The organism is Novosphingobium sediminicola (genome assembly GCF_014196525.1).
Lineage (GTDB): Bacteria > Pseudomonadota > Alphaproteobacteria > Sphingomonadales > Sphingomonadaceae > Novosphingobium > Novosphingobium sediminicola.
Genome location: NZ_JACIDX010000015.1, coordinates 121,739 through 139,528 on the forward strand (window position 1 = coordinate 121,739; position 17,790 = coordinate 139,528).

The window sequence follows — 17,790 nt, forward strand, 5'->3', positions numbered from 1 at the left end:
ATGTATGTACCAGTTAGTTCACAAACAGATTACAACGCCCTTGGGAGGGGACAATCATGCAATTCAAGATGCGTTTCGTCGCGCAATGCTCCGTGCTTGCCGTGGCTCTGGCCAGCGCCCATTCGGCCTATGCCCAAGAGGCCCAAGTCAAGCCCGAAGCCGAAATCATCGTCACCGGCTCTAGCATCAAGGGCGTGGCCCCGGTCGGCTCGAACCTCGTCACCGTGACCCGCACCGATCTGGAAGCAACCGGCGCCCAGACCGTGCAGCAGGTCCTCAAGACCGTTCCCTCGGTCGTCGGCCTGCAAAGCGCGGGTCAAGGCGCCTTTGGTTCGGCAGACGGTTCGGGCACCAATGCGCCTACCATCCACGGCCTTGGCGCTTCGGCCTCAAACTCGACGCTGGTGCTGATCAACGGCCACCGCCTGCCCACCAGCGGCATCAACCACGTGCTGGCCGACCCCAATATTCTGGCCCCGATGGCGCTGGAGCGGGTCGAAGTGCTGGCCGATGGCGCATCGTCGGTTTATGGTTCGGACGCTGTGGCGGGCGTCATCAACTTCATCACCCGCAAGAAGGTCAACGGCTTTGAAGCCAACGTCCAGAAGGGCTTTGCCAGCGGTTACAATTCGCTGAACGCCGGCCTGCTCTGGGGCCAGACCTATGACACGGGCAGCGTGATGGTCTCGTACAACTATTCGGACCGCTCGAACCTTGCCGCATCCTCGCGTTCCTATGCCAGCAGCGCGGACCTGCGCAGCCGCGGCGGCACCAATTTCACCCCCACCCGCTGCAATGACGTGACCACGGCCACGGGCTGCGATCCGGTGAAATCGTGGGATCTGCTCCCTTCGGAAAAGCGCCATAACGTCTATGCCCAGATCACCAAGGACGTGGGCGAGAAGCTGCATCTCTATGCCGACTTCATCTATTCGAACCGTCGCAACGTCCAGAACGTAACGCGTGGCAGCGCCAGCGGCACGGTCTATGGCACCGCCTTTACCGGCACGCTGCCCACCGGCCGTTCGATCAATCCGTTCTACAGCGGCTCCACCATGACGGCGAACTGGAACGCGGACGGCATGTTCGGCCCCGGCGCGACCATCACCGGCACTGCCGAGGACATCTCGATCCGCGCCGATGCGATCTATGACCTGAGCCCCAAGTGGCAGATCAACGTAGGCGGCGTCTATGGCTCGGACAGCTCGACGCAGGTGAACGTGGGTCAGTTGAACGCTTCGGTGTTCAACCTCGCGCTTAACGGCTTTACCTCGGCCGCGATCAACGGCGTGTCGCAATCGGTGTCGCAGGCGCTGACCACCGCCAATGCCATCGACCTGTGGGCCAACGGCACCTCGGCGGCCACCAAGTCCGCGCTGGTTGACAACCGCCAGTTCCAATATGCGCGCCAGCTCATGCGCAATGCCTATGTAAAGGTTTCAGGCGATCTGTTCGATCTGCCCGCAGGCCCGGCCAAGATCGCCATCGGCGGCGAGCTGATGGGCTATGAGATGGATCAGTACAACATCCGCGCCAACAATCTGGGCATTGCCAGCCAGGCTTCGCAGGCATTCAACACCCATTACAATCGCAACGTCCAATCGGCCTATGGCGAGCTGTATGTGCCGATCATCAAGGACAGCTTCATCAAGCTGCTCGACCTGAATATCTCGGGCCGTTACGACCATTACAGCGATTTCGGCAGCACGACCAATCCCAAGCTGGCGATGAACTTTGAACCCGTTCGCGGTATCAAGTTCCGCGCCAACTGGGCCAAGAGCTTTGTGGCCCCGGCGTTGACCTCGATCGGGTCGAACGGCACGGGTCTGACGGGCGAGTCGGGCTATTCGGGCATCGTGCCCAGCGGCATTCCGGGCGGTTCGCCCACGATCTCGATCGCCAACTTCCCCTCGATCACCTCGGTTCCGGGCGTGACCTGCTCGGCCACGGCCTGCACCCTTGGCAGCAGCACCAATGGCGTGCTGGTGACGGGCGGCAACGGCAAGCTGCAGCCGCAAAAGGGCACGGCGTGGAGCGTGGGCGTTGATCTCACCCCGGTTCAGGTGCCGGGTCTGCGCATCAGCGTGACCTATTGGAAGAACCAGCTGCGCGGCGGCATCACCGCGCCTCAGGCCCCGCTGGCGCTGGGTTCGGCGGATCTGTCCTATCTGCTGCAACTCTATCCCACCGGCGCCACCACGGCCCAGATCGCGGCGCTGGGCGCGGGCCTGCCCCAGACCGGCGTCATCACCAACCCGGTCTATTACAGCTATAATTTCCAGCAGCAGAATGCGCTGAACCTCAATGTTGCCGGTCTGGACGTTTCGGCCAATTACCGCTTCGACACGCCGGTCGGCCGCTTCAACATCGGCGCCGCCTTCACCCGCAAGCTGCAGTTCGAGCAGTATTTCGGCACCAACGGCACCAAGTTCAGCGTGCTGGGCACCTCGGGCTTCAACACCACCTTCCCCAGCGTGAAGATGGAAGGCCGCGCCAACATCGGCTATGACAAGGGCCCGCTCAGCGCCGATGTGTTTGTCAATTATCTGGGCAGCTACACCTATTGGGGCTCCTCGGTGGTCAATCCCATCGTGCGCACCAATGGCGTGCCCACCGGCGGCGGCGACTATGTGAAGCCCTTCACCACGGTCGATCTGCACCTTGCCTATACGTTCAAGAACCTGAGCGTGGTCAAGGAAGCGCAGTTCTATCTGGACGTGAACAACCTGCTCGATCAGGCCCCGCCTTTTGTGAACACCTACACCACCAATGGCGCGGTCGGCTATGATGGCCTCAACGCCAACCCGCTGGGCCGCGTTATCAATATCGGTCTGCGGACCAAATTCTGATCCTCCCCTGCCCCGCCCCGGATCTGTTCCGGGGCGGGTCTTTTTGATAGGAAATACAATGACTGACGCCGCCCCCGCCCTGCATTCCTCCCCCATGGTGGGCATTGGCAAGGGGCGGGTGCTGGCCGGACTTTTGGGGCGCGGCATTCTGGAAAGCCGCACGCCCTGGATGCAGGAATGCGAGGCGCAGGCGCAGGGTCTGCATATGGTCTATTCCCTGCTGGATTTTTCCGACCGCGGATGGGGCGATGATGAACTGGGCGCCGCGCTCGATGCGGTGCAGCGGGTCGGCTTTGCCGGGGTCAATGTGACCTTTCCCTTCAAGCAGGCCATAGTGCCGCTGCTCGACGAGCTCTCGCCCCAGGCCGCCGCGATTGGCGCAGTCAATACGGTGGCGTTTCGCGATGGGCGGCGGATTGGCTATAACACCGATGTCACCGGTTTTGCCCATGCCTTTGGCGACAGGATGGGCGGTGAGAAGCTCGACCGCGTGCTGCAACTGGGCTGCGGCGGGGCGGGGTCGGCCACGGCTCATGCGCTGCTCTCGCTCAATGGCGTGGCGCATCTGGTGCTGACCGATACCGATCCGGCGCGGGCCGAGGCCCTGCGAGCGCAATTGACCGCCGCCTATGGCGAGGGACGCGCCAGCGTGGCCCCCGATGCGGCGCAGGCCGCCGCCAGCGTGGATGGAATTGTGAATGCCACCCCCATCGGCATGGCCAAATTCCCCGGTATGCCCATCGCGGCGCAGGCGCTTCAGCCCCACCACTGGGTTTCCGAAATCATCTATTTCCCGCTCGAAACCGCATTGCTGAAAACGGCAAAGGCCCTCGGGTGTCGCACCATGACCGGGCGGGGCATGGCGGTGGGTCAGGCGGTGGATGCTTTCCGCATCTTCACTGGCCTGACCCCCGACCGGCAAAGGATGTGGGACAGTTTCTCCAAATTTGAGCAAGACGCGAATTGAGGGAGGCAAGGCGATGACATTCAAGACTTCTATCGCCACCGTCTCGATCAGCGGGGCCCTCTCCGACAAGCTGCGCGCGATTGCCGAGGCGGGCTATGGCGGGGCGGAGATTTTCGAGAACGATCTGCTCTCTGCCCCCGAAAGCGCGCGGGAAATCGGCGCGATGATGCGCGAGCTGGGGGTGGAATGCACGATGTTCCAGCCCTTCCGCGATCTGGAGGGTCTGCCCGACGATCTGCGCGCCCGCGCGTTCGAGCGGATGAAGCGCAAGTTTGAAGTGATGGAGCAATTGGGCACCGATCTGGTGCTCCTGTGTTCCAATTGTTCGCCCCACGCGATGGATGACCGCCAGCGGATGCTCGACGATCTCCACGAGCTGGGCGAGATGGCCGCCGCCCATGGCAAGCGCGTGGGCTATGAGGCGCTGGCGTGGGGGCGCCATGTGGCTGATCACCGCGACAGTTGGGCGCTGGTTCGCGATGTGGATCACCCGGCCATCGGTCTTGTGCTTGACGGGTTCCACTCGCTGGCCCGCCGCATTCCCTCGGCCAGCATCGGCGACATCCGGCCCGAAAAGCTGTTCATCGTGCAGGTGGCCGATGCGCCGATGCTGGACATGGATTACCTCAACTGGTCGCGCCATTTCCGCTGCATGCCGGGGCAAGGTGACTTTCCTCTGGCCGAATGGGCCGCCGCGATTGCGCGCACCGGCTATGACGGCTGGTGGAGCCTTGAGATCTTTAACGACCGGTTCCGCGCAAGCAGCGCGCATCAGGTGGCGCGCGACGGGCATCGCTCGCTGCGCCTGCTGGAGGATCAGGCGGCGCGTTTGCTCAAGCGCCCCTCGCCCATGCCGCCGCGCATTGCGCCCAAGGGCGTGGAATTCATCGAATTTGCCGCCAGCCACGAGGAAGCCGAGGATTTCGCCCGCGTGTTCCGCGCGCTGGGCTTTGCCCCCGTGGGCCGGCATCGCAGCAAGGACGTGACCCGCTGGGCGCAAGGGCAGATCAACCTTGTCGTCAATTCCGAACCGGAAGGTCTGGCGCATAGCTTCGATATGGTCCACGGCGGCTCGGTCTGCGCGATTGGTCTGGCGGTGCCCGATCAACAGGCGGCGCTTGACCGCGCACAGGCTTTGGACATTCCCCGCTTTGCCCAGCCTGTGGGGCCGGATGAATGGGAAATCCCGTCCCTGCGCGGCGTGGGGGGCAGTCTCCTCTATCTGGTCGATGCCGATACGCGCGCGGCGATGTGGGCCGATGAATTTCCCCGCGCTGTCGAACCTGCGCCCGCCAAGCCTCTGCTCAGCCGCGTCGATCATATTGCCCAGACGATGCAATATGAGGAAATGCTCAGCTGGCTGCTCTATTACCACGCGCTGCTGGACGTGAAAAAGACGCCCCAGCTTGAGATCGCCGACCCGATGGGGCTGGTTTACAGTCAAGCGGTGGAAACCGCTGATGGGGCTTTGCGCTTTACGCTCAATGGCTCGATGGCGGTGCAATCCCTGTCGTCGCGCTTCATTCAGGCTTATTTTGGCGCGGGCGTGCAACATATCGCCTTTGCCAGCGAGGACGTTTTTGCCACAGCCCAGGCAGCGGCCGATGCGGGCCTGCCGATGCTGGATATCGGCCCCAACTATTACGAGGATCTGGAGGCGAAATATGCCCTTGATCCCGATCTTCTGGCGCGGATGGAGCGGCTCAACATCCTCTATGACCGCGATGGGGACGCGGAATATTTCCAGTTCTACACCCGCGCCGTGGCCAAGCGCGTGTTTTTCGAGGTGGTCGAGCGGCGCGGCTATGACGGCTATGGCGCCGTCAACGCCCCGATCCGTCTCAATGCACAGGCCAAATACCGCGACCCGCTCGTCTGAAGCGGGCGCGGCCTTCCCATCAATGAGGAGAGAGTGTGATGAAGGGCAATGCCTTTGCCGCGAGCATGATAGCGATTGCATTGGGAACCGGCGCCTTGCAGGCTGCCGACAGGTCAATGCAGCCCATCCCCTCGGACCCGGTGGAAACCAGCAGCGGCCGCGTGGCGGGCACCGCACTGGCGTCGGGAGTCAAGGCCTATCTGGGTGTGCCCTTTGCCGCACCGCCCACCGGCGACCTGCGCTGGGCGCCGCCCAAGCCGTCGCACTGGACCGGCATTTTCAACGCCGACCGCAAAGGCCCCGCCTGCATTCAGGTGCTGCGCCCGCATGACATCAACCACTATTTCGGCGAGGAAGCGACCGGCGAGGACTGCCTGAGCCTGAACCTGTGGACCAATGCCAAGGCGGGCGAAAAGCGCCCTGTGGTCGTGTTCCTCTATGGCGGCGGCTTCACCATCGGTTCCTCGGGCATGGCCAATTATGACGGCGAGGCCATGGCCAAGGCGGGCGCGGTTTTCGTCAATTTCAACTATCGCGTGGGGGCCTTGGGCTTCCTTGCCCATCCGGAACTGACCAAGGAACAAGGCGGCGCATCGGGCAATTATGGCCTGATGGATCAAACGCTTGCCCTGCAATGGGTACGCGACAATATCGCCAAATTCGGCGGCGACCCGGACAAGGTGGTCATCATGGGTCAGTCGGCGGGCGCAGGCTCGGTGGCGGCGCAAGTGCTGGCCCCGGCGGCGCGCGGATTGTTCCGGGCGGCGGTGATGTCCTCGGGCTGCAACCTGCGCGGGGCTAAACCCACGCTGGCGGATGCGGAGAAGATCGGTCTGGCGTTTCAGGAGAAAATGGGCGCAAAAAGCCTGAGCGAAATGCGCGCCATGGCGGCCGACCGCATTCTGGCCACGCAATCGGAATCGCAATTGGGCCTGTCGGTGTCGGGCGTGCGGATCAATGGGCCGATCGTCGATGGCCGGGTCCTGCCGCAACAGGCCGCCGATGCGGTGGCCGGCGGCAATTACGCCAGGGTGCCGATGATCGCCTCGTTCAACGAGGATGACATGGCCTTTGGCTTTGAGGCGCTGACCGGGGCCCGGACCGTGGCCGATTATCAGGCGGGCGCACAAAAACTGTTTGGCGCCGATGCTGCGGCCTTCCTGAAACTCTATCCGGCCAAGACCGACGCCGATGTGCGCAGCGCCGCCCGCCGCGCCGCGCAGGACGCCAATCTGGCCGCCTCGGCCCGCGCCTGCGCGGTCGATACAGCGGCGCAGGGCGTGAATGTGTTTATCGACGAATATGCCCGCCGCCATCCCTATATTCCGGGCGTCAAACTGGCCGATCAGGACACCGCAACCGTGGGCGCCTATCACACCGCCGACATCCCTTATTGGTTCGGCACGCAGGACGCCTATAATTCCATCCGCCCCACCCGCCAGTGGACCGAATGGGATCGCACCCTGTCGAAGCAGATGATGGAGGCGCTGCTGGCGCTGGCCAACACCGGGTCGCCCGATACGCCCGCCATGCCGTGGAAAGCCTGGAGCGCGAAGAATGACACGCTGGTCTGGTTTGGCGACAAGGTGGAGACGGTGAAGCTCAATGTGGCTGGACAGACTTGGCTGGCCGCGCATAAGCCCGCTGCCTCGGCCCAGCCGCCCCGACTGTCGCGGCCCCGTGACTAAAGCATAAGGACATGATGGCGATGCGGATTTTGAAGATCGACCATATCAATATCCGCACGCCTCTGTTCGAGGAAACTCTGCGCTTTTACGAGGACTGCCTCGGTATGAAGCGCGGCCCGGCAGGCTCGGTCCACGGGCGGCCGCAGAACCTTTGGCTCTATGCCGATGGCGTGCCGATGATCCATGTGAACGGGCCGACCGGGGATGAGGTGGTGGCCGAGGCGGGCGTCAAAAGCCGTCTCGACCATTTCGCGCTGTCCTGCTCCGGACTGGCGCAGTGGCGCGCGCATTTGAACGCGCAGGGCGTGGAATTTCGCGAGGCGCGCCTGCAGGGGCGGGACGTGACGCAGCTCAACCTGCTCGACCCCAATGGGGTGAAGATCGAGCTGCAATTCGCAGAAATTTAAGCGCTTTCCCGCTCGATCAGGCGGAAGCCGACGTCGATGCTGCGCGCAATCGGCGGCGCGCCGGTGGCATGGTGGCGGATCGCGGCAATCGCCTCGCGGGCAATGCGTGATCCGTCAATGTCCACCGTGGTGATCGTGGGCCGCATCGCGCCCGCCAGCGCCGAATTGCCAAAGCCCATCACCGCCAGTTGGTCCGGCACGCGCAGCCCCGCCGCCTGCGCCTCGACGATCAGGCCCTGCGCCAGATAGTCCGAGCCGCAGACAACCACATCGGGCAATTCCGCCATCCGCCGCATATCGGCAAAGATCCGCCGCGCATGGCCAAAGCGCGAGGGAATATCGACCTGCGCCTGCGCCACGTCGCCACCGCCAAGCGCCTGCCATTCCTCGACGAAACCATCGGAACGGATGCGTGCTCGCGTCCCCTCGGCGGTCACCAGCAAGGGGCGGCGATAGCCCCGCGTTTGCAGAAACCGCGCCACATCGCGCCCGACATCGCGGTGCGAAAAACCCACCGCGATCCCCGGCGGGTCCTCGGGCAATTCCCAGATCTGGATGAACAGGCCGGGAAAACGCTCGACCAATTCGCGCGTCTGCGGCCCCAGCGGCGCGGTGGAAATGATCGCATCGACCCGCCGCCCCATCGCCGCCAAAATCATCTCGTCGGTCCGCTCGGGCGCCACGCCGGTCAGGCCCAGCATCACCGTGGTTCCCGCGCCGGCCAGTTCCTCGGCCATGGTCTGGATCGTATCGTTAAAGATCGAATCCGTCAGATGCGGGATCAGCACCGACACCATCTTCGATTTCGACGAAGCCAGCCCGCCCGCCAGCATATTGGGAATATAGCCGGTCTGGGCAATCGCCTCGCGGATACGTTCGGCCGTGGCGGCAGCCACAACCTTGGGGTTGTTGAGATAGCGGCTGACCGTGGCGGTGGAAACCGATGCCAGCGCGGCAACATCATCCAGCGTGGGATTGCGGGTGGAAGGCTCGTTCATGCGCTTACACTTAGCCGGGCGCACCGCCTCTCACAAGCAGGCATGATGGACGCAAAGAGGCTCGACGTGAGGTAATGCAAGCGCTATCAATCACGACAAAACCATTGGGGAGAGAAGATGAAACAATCCACCAACAGCGCGCTGGAACAGACCATCAGCGCCAAGGTCATCGCGCGGCTGGTGGTGCCCTGCGCGCTCTATATCCTGATCGGGGCGATAGACCGTACCAATGTCGCCTTTGCCGCGCTGACCATGAACAATGATCTGGGCCTTTCGCCCGCGCAATATGGGTTTGGCGCAGGGGTTTTGTTCATCGGCTATATGCTGGCCAAATATCCCAGCGTGCTGCTGTATGAGGCCATTGGCATGCACCGCTGGCTGGCCTCGATCACGGCAATCTGGGGGATTTGCTCGGCCTCGATGGCGCTGGTCCACACCAATGGCCAGCTTTATGCGCTGCGCATCGCCATCGGTTTTGCCGAAGGGGGCCTGTCCTCGGGCCTGATGCTCTATCTCAGCCTCTGGGCCAGCGAGCGGCACCGCGCGGCCATTCTGGCGATCCCGATCATGTCGATCAACGTGGCGCAGGTGATCGGCGCGCCGGTGTCGGGCCAGCTGCTCGATTGGACCAATCCATGGGGCATCACGCCGTGGCGAATGATGTTCATCGCCGAGGCAATCCCCGCGTTAGCCTTGGCGATTTTCGCCTATCTGTGGTTCCCCGATACGCCGGATCATGCGCGCTGGCTGGATGGCGAACAGCGCGCATGGATCAGCGCCAATGTACGCGGCGCGCAAAAGGCCCCCGGCGGCGGCGAACGCTGGGCAGTGCTGCGCAGCAAAGTGGGCTGGACCTGCGCGGCCATCTGGTTCTGCATTCTGGCCAGCAATTACGGCATCATGTTCTGGCTGCCCCAGGTGGTCAAAGGCATGGGCAATCTCACCTCGACGCAGACGGGCATCGTCGTCGCCCTGCCCAATGCGGCCAGCGCGATTGGCCTGATCCTCAACGCCCGCCATTCAGACCGCACGGGGGAAAGGTTCCTGCATGTGGCGATCCCGGCGCTGCTGGGCGGGGTCTTGCTGGTCTGCGCATGGTGTCTGGGCGCGGGGGCGGCGGGGCTTTTGTGCCTGATCCTTGGCGGGGCGTGCACGGGCTGCACGGTAGCGGCTTTCTGGGCGATCCCCACGCGGATGCTGGCGCCGCAGGGTCTGGCCATGGGCATTGTCGTCATCAACATGGCAGGCAGCCTTGCGGGCGCGACAGTGCCGCCGCTGATGGGCGTTTTGAAGCAGACGACCGGCTCGTTCCTGCCGCCGACCTTGCTGTTATTGGGGCTTGCGGTGATGTGCGCCGGGCTGGTGATACTGGCGCGGCGCCAGATGGCGCGCGCGGCATGAACGGTACGATGCTGGCGCTGGCCATGGTGGCGGCGCTGGGCTCGATGGCGATCCATATGCTGGTCCCTGCCCTGCCCCAACTGGCCGCTGATTTCGCCACCGATCCCCATGGCGCGCAACTGGCGATCAGCATCTACATGATCGGCCTTGGTGCGGCGCAACTGGTGGCCGGGCCTGCGGTCGACCGGCTGGGGCGCAGGCCGGTCCTGCTCTGCGGTCTGGCGCTTTATGGGCTGGGGGCGCTGGGCTGCGCGTTGGCCGGGTCTCTGCCGATGCTGCTGGCCGCGCGCGCGTTGCAGGCGGCGGGCGGCGCGGCGGGCGTGGTGACGGCGCGCGTGATGGTAGGCGATCTGTTCGGGCGCGAAGAGGCTGCCGCGCGGCAGGCCACGCTGATGACCATCGTGCTGATCTCGCCCGCTCTGGCGCCGGTTGTGGGCGGGTTTCTGACCGCGCTGGCGGGGTGGCGCACGATACCTGCGGTGCTGGCGGTGGTGGCGCTGGGGGTTCTGGCGCTGGTGGGGCCGCGATTGCCGCATGCCGCGCGCGAGACCTCCACGGCCAAGGCCGCGCCCGATCTGGGACGTTTGCTGGGCAATGCGCGCTTTACGCTGGCCACGTTGGCCATGGCCTCGGCCAGCAGCACTTTGTATATGTTCCTTGCCTCTGCGCCCTTTTTGCTGCGCGATGAAGGGCTTGATCCGCGCCGGATCGGGATTGCGCTGCTGGTCGTGGCCGCTGCCTCGATTGGGGGCACCCGGATGGTGCGACATGTGTCGCGCGGGGGCTATGGGCTGGGAATCGGGACGGGGCTGATCTTTGCCGGGGCCTGCGGGGCGGGTTTGCTGGCGGGAATGGGGCTGCATTCGCCCGCCGCGCTGATCGGGCCGATTGTGCTGGTGGGGCTGGGCGCGGGGGTGGCCGGGCCATCGGCCATGGCCATCATCGTCTTTGCCGAGGAAAGCATGGCAGGCACCGCCACCAGCATCGCGGGCGCCACGCAAATGCTGGCCAGCGCGGGGGCAACGCTGGCGCTGGGGCTGATCGCGCCGATGTCCTCATGGCGTCTGGCGCTGGCGATGCTGGCCACGGCGGCGGTCTGCGCATGCGCGGGATGGCGGGGATCAAGAGCGGCAAAAGCGTATGAGGCAGAACAATCTTGACATTATGCAAGCCCTTTCATAAATATCCGGCAAAGAGATAAAGGGAGGATGTCATGATCCAGTTTCGTCGGCGCCACGCGCCCATCTTCGCACTTTTGCTGGCCAGCGCCGCCACGCCTGTTTTGGCGCAAACCGCGCCCAAGGACACCGGATTAGCCGACATTGTCGTCACCGCCGAGCGCCGCGAGCAGAGCCTGCAGCAGGTTCCAATCTCAGCCACGGTACTCAGCGCAGAGGATCTGCAACGCAAGGGCGTGGGCAATCTGGCCGATATTCAGCAGGTTGCGCCTTCGATTGCGATCAACACGGTCAACCGCTCGACCTTCGTCAACATTCGCGGCGTGGGCATTGCGCAAAGCGCGCCCACCTCGAACCCCGGCGTTGCCTATTACATCGATGGCCAGCTGATCCCGCATGAGCAATTCATCGGCATGAGCTTTTATGACATCGCTTCCATCGAGGTTCTGCGCGGGCCGCAGGGCACGCTGACCGGGCAAAATTCGACCGGCGGGGCGATCTATGTCCGCACGCCCAAGCCGCAATTTGACTCGCTCTCGGCCATGGCCAATCTGACGGCGGGCAATTATGGCCGCTATCGCGCGGAAACGGCGGCCAATATCGGCGGCGAAAATGTTGCCCTGCGTCTGGCCTATGTGCATGAAGAGCACGACAGCTATACCAAGAACATCGCCGCCAATGCGCAGAGCCAGCCCGGCAATCTGAAGATGGACGCGGTGCGCGGCAATCTGCGCGTGCGCGGGATGGACGGCACGCTGGACCTCAACCTGCGCGCCGAATATTTCAATTCGCGCAGCGACAATATTGCTGTGAAGAACCGCAATGATGCCGTCACCAGCAACCCGTTCCAGATCGAGGAGGATGCTCGCTCCTATCTCAACCAGCACGGCTATCGTCTGGCGATGGATGCCCGCGTCGATCTGACCGATCGGGTGCAGTTCCGCACGCTGACCTCTTGGCAGGACGGCAAGACGCTGGACCAAACTGATGGCGACCGCACCGCGACGGCCGCCCCGCGCCCGCCCGCAGGCAATGTCGGCCGCGTCAGCCAGTCGAGCACCCAGTTCCAGACCTTCATTCAGGAATTCAACCTGCTGTCGACCGACAAAGGCCCGCTGCAATGGGTGGTCGGCGCGTTCTTTATGGATGAAAAGGTGCCGGTCACGCTGCTGCGCGACAATAACAATGTGCGCGATTTTGTCAGCAGCACCAGCACGATCATCACCACCGCCAAGAACACCACCTATTCCGGTTTTGGCCAGATCAATTATCATTTCAACGACAAGCTCGAACTGGTGGTCGGCGGACGCTATAGCTGGGACAGTCAGGTCTATACCCGCTTTGCCGTACCGGGGGCCGGTTTTACCCTGCCCTTCACCTCCTCGATTTCGACCAGCCAGCTTACCGGCAAGGTGGGGGTGAATTATCATCTGGGCCGCGACGGTCTGCTCTATGCCTCAGCCTCGAAGGGTTACAAGGCGGGCGGCGTCAACCTGACGCCCAACACGCCCAACTTCATGCCGGAGCGCAATTTCGTCTATGAGGCGGGCTTCAAGACCCAGTTCCTCGACCGCCATCTGCGGGTCAATGGCGATGTGTTCTATTCGGTTTACAAGGACATTCAGCTCTCCAGCCTGGTCGGCGGATTGCCCGTCACGCAAAACGCGCTGGGCGGCCATGCCAAGGGGGCCGAACTGGAAGTGACCGGCCAGTTTGGCGGTCTGGGGCTGAATATGGGGGCGGGCATTCTGGACGCGCAATTCAGCAATGCGGCGTGCATTTCCGACACCAATGCCGCCGGAACCGATGCCGGTTGCCCCACCAACCTGCGCTTTGTGCCGCAGGGGCGCAACCTGCCCTTCTCGCCCAAGCTGACGCTGAATGGCGGCATCCAATATGCCATTCCGCTGGGCGGCGACATCACCGCCACGCCGCGCCTGCAATGGAGCCATGTCTCCAGCCAGAACGCCACCCCCTTCCCCAGCATCAACACGTTGGTGCCGGGGCGCGACCTGCTTGATGCGCGGGTAACGCTGGACTTCCACCATGGCTGGCAGGTCGAGGCCTTTGTCCAGAACCTGACGAACAAGCTCTACATCGCTTCGCAGATCCAGAATTCGTCCAGCGCGGATGGCGGGATCATCTATGGCGCGCCGCGCACTTGGGGCGTTCGTCTGAAAGCCATGTTCGGCAAGTAATTCAAAAGGAAGCGGGGATATGCGCAAGATCAGCCTGATGGTGGCCGGTGTCGCGGCGGCGGCGGTGTTTGGCCAATTGGGCGCCGCAGCGCCAGAACGTTGGTGGGCGCCGGGCGAAGGGCGCGTTTTCCCCGCCAGCCTCGATTATGCCAACGATCAGGGCACCTTGCGCGTGCTGGTCGATGGCGGGCCGGTGGCGACCAAGGGGCATCCTTTCTTTGAGCCCCTTGGCGCCAATGGCCGCGCATGCGTCACCTGTCACCAGCCCTCCGATGCGATGAGCCTGTCGGCGGCCAGCGCGCGCGACAGATGGGACAAGACGCGGGGCAAAGACCCCCTGTTCGCCGCCATCGACGGCGCCAATTGCCCCAGCCTGCCGCAGGACAAGCGGGAATCCCATTCGCTGCTGATCGAGCGGGGGCTGTTCCGCATCCAACTGCCCTGGCCGGTGCGGCAATGGAACGGGCGGCCCGTCACGCCCGATTTCACCATTGAGGTGATGCGCGATCCCAATGGCTGCAATTCGGGGCCGAATTACGGGCCGGATGCGGGCAATATCTCGGTCTATCGGCGGGCGCGGCCCGTGGCGAATATGAAATATCTGCTGGCGGTCGGTTTTCCCTTCGATCCCAAACAGGGTTTTGCCCTGCCCCGCGATCCTGATGATGGCTCGATGATGTCGGGCAATATCATGGGCGACAATCGCGCGGGCAATTTGCGAATACAGATGGAGGATGCAGCCCACGGCCACCTGCAATTCGCGCGAGGGTTAAACGCCAAGCAGATCGCCCAGATCCGCGACTTTGAAATGCGCGTCTATACCGCCCAGCAGGTCAGCAAACAGGCGGGCGCGCTCGACAGCATGGGCGCCGAGGGCGGGCCGATGAAGCTGAAAAACTCACAGCCCGGCGCGCTGGGCAGCATCGGCATCCCGGTGTGGAGCGAGTTCGCCAAATGGGAGAAGATCAGCCCCGAGGACGCCAAGGTGCTGACGCCCGAGCAACTGGCCTTCCGCCAATCGGTGGCGCGCGGGGCGCGGGTGTTTCGCGACAAGATGTTCCTGATCACCGATACGGCGGGGATCAATTCGCGCATCGGCTTTGGCAATCCGGTGCGCAACTCCTGCGTTTTTTGCCATAATATGAGTCAGATGGGCAATGACGTGGCCCCCGGCCAGGTCGATCTGGGCACGACCACCATGCCCTTTGCCGACCCGTGGCGCGATCTGCCGCTGTTCCGCATCACGTGCCTCAAGACGCCGCATCCCCATTATGGCCGCGTGATTTACACGATGGACCCCGGCTTTGCGATGACCACGGGCCGCTGCGCCGACGTGGGCAAGATCACGCTGCAATCCATGCGTGGGCTCGCCGCCCGTGCGCCCTATTTCTCCAATGGTCTGGCCAAGGACCTGCGCGGCATCGTCGATTATTACGACCGCCGCTACAACATCGGCTATACCGAGCAGGAAAAGCAGGATCTCACCAATATGATGAGTGCGTTGTGATGTTTCGCTTTTTCCTCACCGCCGCCGCGCTGGTTGCGCCTTTGTCGGCTGCTGCGGCTGAAACCGTCCGCTTCATCGCCTGCCCCATTTATCGCGATACCGACAGCGGCAAGAAATCGGGCTGCTGGCTCTCCGACGATCCGGCCACCGGCCTGCGCTATGACGTCTCGCTCAGCCCGCATAAGCCCGACTGGAACTATGCGGTGATGGTGGAAGGGATCGTCTCCGCCGCGCCGTCCACGCCCTGCGGCGGCACGGTGCTGGATGCCGTGCGCACCAGTCGCTTGTATGACACGCCCTGCACCCGCCATATGCTGCCTGCAGAGGGTTTTCCGGGCCGCCGCTTCGTGCTGCCCAAGCGCAATATCACGCCTTCATCGGTGGCGCGCCCGGTGCCCCCCGGCCCCTATGCCGAGCGCGTGTTTCCGGTTTATTTCGAATTCGGCAATGACTTCCTCGTCTATCAATACAGCGATTACCTGATCGAGCAGGCCAGCAACTGGATCAATGCCGCGCATCCCAAAAAGCTGATCGTCACCGGCTTTGCCGCGACACAGCCAGAGGTGATCTCGGGGCGGTCCATGGCCGAACCGGCGGATCTGGCCGCCCTGCGCGCCGAGACGATTGCCGAAACGCTGCGCCGCCTGATGCCGGGCATGGCAATCGAAACCGCCGCCGACACCAGCGGCAGCGAAACGGCGGACAAAGATGCCGACCGATTGCCCAGCCAGTCCCGCCGCCGCGTGGAAATCAGGGCGCTGTTTTAAAGCAGCGCCCCAACATCCGGGCAATTCTCCAGCGAAAGGATCGCCAGCGCTAGCCCTTGCGGATCGGCAGGCGGCACTTTCGCCCGCGCCGCGCCGTCGATGAATTTGGCCACCAGCGCCTCCTGCCCCAAAGGCCGCGCTGGGCATCCCAAGGCGTCCTCCTGCTGCGCGCTGATGCTGCGCGCATCATGCAGATGCAGCGTCAGATGCCCGCCCGCGCCATGCCAATCGGCATCCTCAAGCACATGCGGCGCAACCTTCGCCGCCATGGCCAGCACCGCCGGATCGGCCAGCGAAGCCGCATCGAAATCATCCAGCCCCACATCACCCCGCACCAGCGCCAGCGCCAGCGTAAAGGGGATCGAAAACTTGGCATCAATCGCCGTGGCCGGCGCCTGTTTACGCGCCAAAGGTTCGCACAGCATGGTCTGGATCGCATCCACGCCCACCTCAATGCGCGCAATATCTTGCGGAGCAACCTGCATCGCCCGCGCCATCTCGATCATCGCATGGGTGCCGCGACACGAAGGCCAGCGCTTGAAAGTCAGAGCCTCGATCCAGAACCCCTGCCCCAACCCGTCGAGCAGATCGCCCGTATCATACCGCCCCCCGGCATAGAGCGCGTAAAAGCCCCCCTTGCCTTCCAAAGGCTCCTCAAACCCGGCCACGCCCTCGCGCGCTAGCAAGGCGGACAGCACCGCTGCCTGCGCCGGAAAGCCTTCGCGCACGGCGCGGATCACAGTGCCTTGGGAATGCTTGATCTCGCCGGGCATCACATTCTGACACAGCATCAGCGAGAAGGCATCGCGCACTTGGCGCTCAGAAAGGCCCAGCAAGGATGCCGCCCCCGCCACCGCGCCAAACCCGGCGAGGATCGGCGGCGGATACCACCCGCCCACCTCCATCCGTTGCCGCAGCGCCATCGCCATCCGGCACCCGACATCGCACCCCACCACCAGCGCGGTCAGAAAACGCCGCCCATCGACGCCCCCTTCGGCCTGCGCCAAGGCAAGCAGCGTAGGAACTAGGCTGGCATTGGGATGGATCGGCGCGCCATCCAGCGCATCCTCATAATCGAGCGCATGGGCCATCGCCCCATTGGCCAGCGCGGCCATCGGGGCGGTTGCGCTCATGCCCATGCCAAGGATGCGGCAAGGCCCATCGCCCGCCGCCACACGGACAAAGGGGGCCACCTCGCCCGCCATGCCGCTGGCCCCCAGCATCACACCCAAGGCATCGAGCAGCACCCAGCGCGCAGAGCGCACCGTGGCAGGCGGCAGATCGTCAAACCGGCAATCCGCAACAAAGGCGGAAAGCCGGTCCGACAGCCCCTTATCGCACGACATAGAAGTCGATGACGACATGGTCCGGCATGCGAATGCCCCGCGCGACAAAGGCCGAACGCGCCAGCCATTCCTGCGGCCCCGCCTTCACATCGAAACGCGGCGTGGTGCGGAAATAATAGGCTGACGGATCAACCTTTTCGCCCTTGGCCAGCTTCTCGGTCACTTCGGGGCTGGCCACGCGCACGCCGGGGTTGGTGATCTCGATCACCGTGCCATCGGCGCTTTTCATGAAATAGCGCGCCTCAACCTTGGTCAGGCCGCCGGGCATGATGGTCTGCCAATCGCCGCCGCCGGGCAGGACCGTGCCCTTCAGCATCGGCCCATCGACCGTGCCGCCGGTGATGGCGATAAAGCGCTTGCGGCCACCGGTCACCTCACCCTGCTCAACCGGAGCGGCAAGGGTGATGCGCGCGGTGAACGCATAATCGAGCGTTGGCGCGGGCGCGGCAGGCGCCTGAGCCAGTGCAGGCGAAGCGGCGAGCCCAAGGCCCGCCGCAATCAAACCCTTGCGCATCAGATCGGGAAATGCCCGTCTTGGGTTTCGACCGTGATCCAGCGTGTTTCGGTGAAGCTGTCGATGCCCTGACGCCCGCCGAAGCGGCCAT

General features: G+C 63.8%; 13 protein-coding genes. 10 read left to right on the forward strand and 3 right to left on the reverse strand.

Annotation, left to right across the window (positions count from 1 at the left end):
- Positions 1-56: 56 nt before the first annotated feature.
- The 5 genes from GGR38_RS18155 to GGR38_RS18175 are packed head-to-tail and all read left to right on the forward strand — an operon-like array spanning position 57 to position 7,790.
- Entirely contained in the window at positions 57-2,849 is a 2,793-nt protein-coding gene (locus GGR38_RS18155) for a TonB-dependent receptor domain-containing protein (protein ID WP_183627564.1), read from the forward strand.
- Between the two features lie 58 nt (positions 2,850-2,907).
- Complete coding sequence (locus tag GGR38_RS18160; protein WP_246404929.1) at positions 2,908-3,816, forward strand: shikimate dehydrogenase; 909 nt, start codon at positions 2,908-2,910, stop codon at positions 3,814-3,816.
- Positions 3,817-3,829: 13 nt separating this feature from the next.
- The gene (locus tag GGR38_RS18165) at positions 3,830-5,695 is read left to right on the forward strand and encodes a bifunctional sugar phosphate isomerase/epimerase/4-hydroxyphenylpyruvate dioxygenase family protein (RefSeq protein WP_183627565.1); all 1,866 of its coding nucleotides are present in this window, start codon (positions 3,830-3,832) and stop codon (positions 5,693-5,695) included.
- A gap of 38 nt (positions 5,696-5,733) precedes the next feature.
- The gene (locus tag GGR38_RS18170; RefSeq protein ID WP_183627566.1) at positions 5,734-7,383 is read left to right on the forward strand and encodes a carboxylesterase/lipase family protein; all 1,650 of its coding nucleotides are present in this window, start codon (positions 5,734-5,736) and stop codon (positions 7,381-7,383) included.
- Positions 7,384-7,394: 11 nt separating this feature from the next.
- Positions 7,395-7,790: a VOC family protein gene (locus GGR38_RS18175; RefSeq protein ID WP_183627567.1), complete on the forward strand. Its 396-nt coding sequence runs from the start codon at positions 7,395-7,397 to the stop codon at positions 7,788-7,790.
- Here the strand turns inward: GGR38_RS18175 and GGR38_RS18180 are convergent.
- Positions 7,787-8,788, reverse strand: a complete 1,002-nt coding sequence (locus GGR38_RS18180; RefSeq protein WP_183627568.1) for a LacI family DNA-binding transcriptional regulator — start codon at positions 8,786-8,788, stop codon at positions 7,787-7,789. The genes GGR38_RS18175 and GGR38_RS18180 overlap by 4 nt on opposite strands.
- Before the next feature lie 117 nt (positions 8,789-8,905).
- Here GGR38_RS18180 and GGR38_RS18185 point away from each other — a divergent pair, with 117 nt between their 5' ends.
- From GGR38_RS18185 to GGR38_RS18205, 5 genes are read left to right on the forward strand one after another with little or no spacing between them, the layout of a single operon-like run.
- Positions 8,906-10,189 (forward strand): MFS transporter, encoded by a 1,284-nt coding sequence (locus GGR38_RS18185; protein WP_183627569.1) that lies wholly within the window; start codon positions 8,906-8,908, stop codon positions 10,187-10,189.
- Entirely contained in the window at positions 10,186-11,349 is a 1,164-nt protein-coding gene (locus tag GGR38_RS18190) for a Bcr/CflA family efflux MFS transporter (protein ID WP_183627570.1), read from the forward strand. The genes GGR38_RS18185 and GGR38_RS18190 overlap by 4 nt, the downstream gene beginning before the upstream one ends.
- Positions 11,350-11,402: 53 nt before the next feature.
- Complete coding sequence (locus GGR38_RS18195) at positions 11,403-13,565, forward strand: TonB-dependent receptor (protein WP_183627571.1); 2,163 nt, start codon at positions 11,403-11,405, stop codon at positions 13,563-13,565.
- A 19-nt stretch (positions 13,566-13,584) separates the two neighbouring features.
- Positions 13,585-15,072, forward strand: coding sequence for a hypothetical protein (locus GGR38_RS18200; RefSeq protein ID WP_183627572.1), 1,488 nt, complete (start codon positions 13,585-13,587; stop codon positions 15,070-15,072).
- Positions 15,072-15,839, forward strand: coding sequence for a hypothetical protein (locus tag GGR38_RS18205; protein WP_183627573.1), 768 nt, complete (start codon positions 15,072-15,074; stop codon positions 15,837-15,839). Before GGR38_RS18200 ends, GGR38_RS18205 begins: the two co-directional genes overlap by 1 nt.
- Here the strand turns inward: GGR38_RS18205 and GGR38_RS18210 are convergent.
- Together GGR38_RS18210 and GGR38_RS18215 are read right to left on the reverse strand one after the other, a co-directional pair.
- Positions 15,836-17,185, reverse strand: coding sequence for an MmgE/PrpD family protein (locus tag GGR38_RS18210; protein WP_183627574.1), 1,350 nt, complete (start codon positions 17,183-17,185; stop codon positions 15,836-15,838). The genes GGR38_RS18205 and GGR38_RS18210 overlap by 4 nt on opposite strands.
- Positions 17,172-17,699: a DUF3237 domain-containing protein gene (locus tag GGR38_RS18215; RefSeq protein ID WP_183627575.1), complete on the reverse strand. Its 528-nt coding sequence runs from the start codon at positions 17,697-17,699 to the stop codon at positions 17,172-17,174. The genes GGR38_RS18210 and GGR38_RS18215 overlap by 14 nt, the downstream gene beginning before the upstream one ends.
- Positions 17,700-17,790 lie beyond the last annotated feature (91 nt).

What these genes read in the sequence shown, in the direction of transcription:
- GGR38_RS18155 (WP_183627564.1), top strand. Translation starts at nt 57, where the DNA reads ATGCAATTCAAGATGCGTTTCGTCGCGCAATGCTCCGTGCTTGCCGTG.
- GGR38_RS18160 (WP_246404929.1), top strand. Translation starts at nt 2,908, where the DNA reads ATGACTGACGCCGCCCCCGCCCTGCATTCCTCCCCCATGGTGGGCATT.
- GGR38_RS18165 (WP_183627565.1), top strand. Translation starts at nt 3,830, where the DNA reads ATGACATTCAAGACTTCTATCGCCACCGTCTCGATCAGCGGGGCCCTC.
- GGR38_RS18170 (WP_183627566.1), top strand. Translation starts at nt 5,734, where the DNA reads ATGAAGGGCAATGCCTTTGCCGCGAGCATGATAGCGATTGCATTGGGA.
- GGR38_RS18175 (WP_183627567.1), top strand. Translation starts at nt 7,395, where the DNA reads ATGATGGCGATGCGGATTTTGAAGATCGACCATATCAATATCCGCACG.
- GGR38_RS18180 (WP_183627568.1), bottom strand. Translation starts at nt 8,788, where the DNA reads ATGAACGAGCCTTCCACCCGCAATCCCACGCTGGATGATGTTGCCGCG.
- GGR38_RS18185 (WP_183627569.1), top strand. Translation starts at nt 8,906, where the DNA reads ATGAAACAATCCACCAACAGCGCGCTGGAACAGACCATCAGCGCCAAG.
- GGR38_RS18190 (WP_183627570.1), top strand. Translation starts at nt 10,186, where the DNA reads ATGAACGGTACGATGCTGGCGCTGGCCATGGTGGCGGCGCTGGGCTCG.
- GGR38_RS18195 (WP_183627571.1), top strand. Translation starts at nt 11,403, where the DNA reads ATGATCCAGTTTCGTCGGCGCCACGCGCCCATCTTCGCACTTTTGCTG.
- GGR38_RS18200 (WP_183627572.1), top strand. Translation starts at nt 13,585, where the DNA reads ATGCGCAAGATCAGCCTGATGGTGGCCGGTGTCGCGGCGGCGGCGGTG.
- GGR38_RS18205 (WP_183627573.1), top strand. Translation starts at nt 15,072, where the DNA reads ATGTTTCGCTTTTTCCTCACCGCCGCCGCGCTGGTTGCGCCTTTGTCG.
- GGR38_RS18210 (WP_183627574.1), bottom strand. Translation starts at nt 17,185, where the DNA reads ATGTCGTGCGATAAGGGGCTGTCGGACCGGCTTTCCGCCTTTGTTGCG.
- GGR38_RS18215 (WP_183627575.1), bottom strand. Translation starts at nt 17,699, where the DNA reads ATGCGCAAGGGTTTGATTGCGGCGGGCCTTGGGCTCGCCGCTTCGCCT.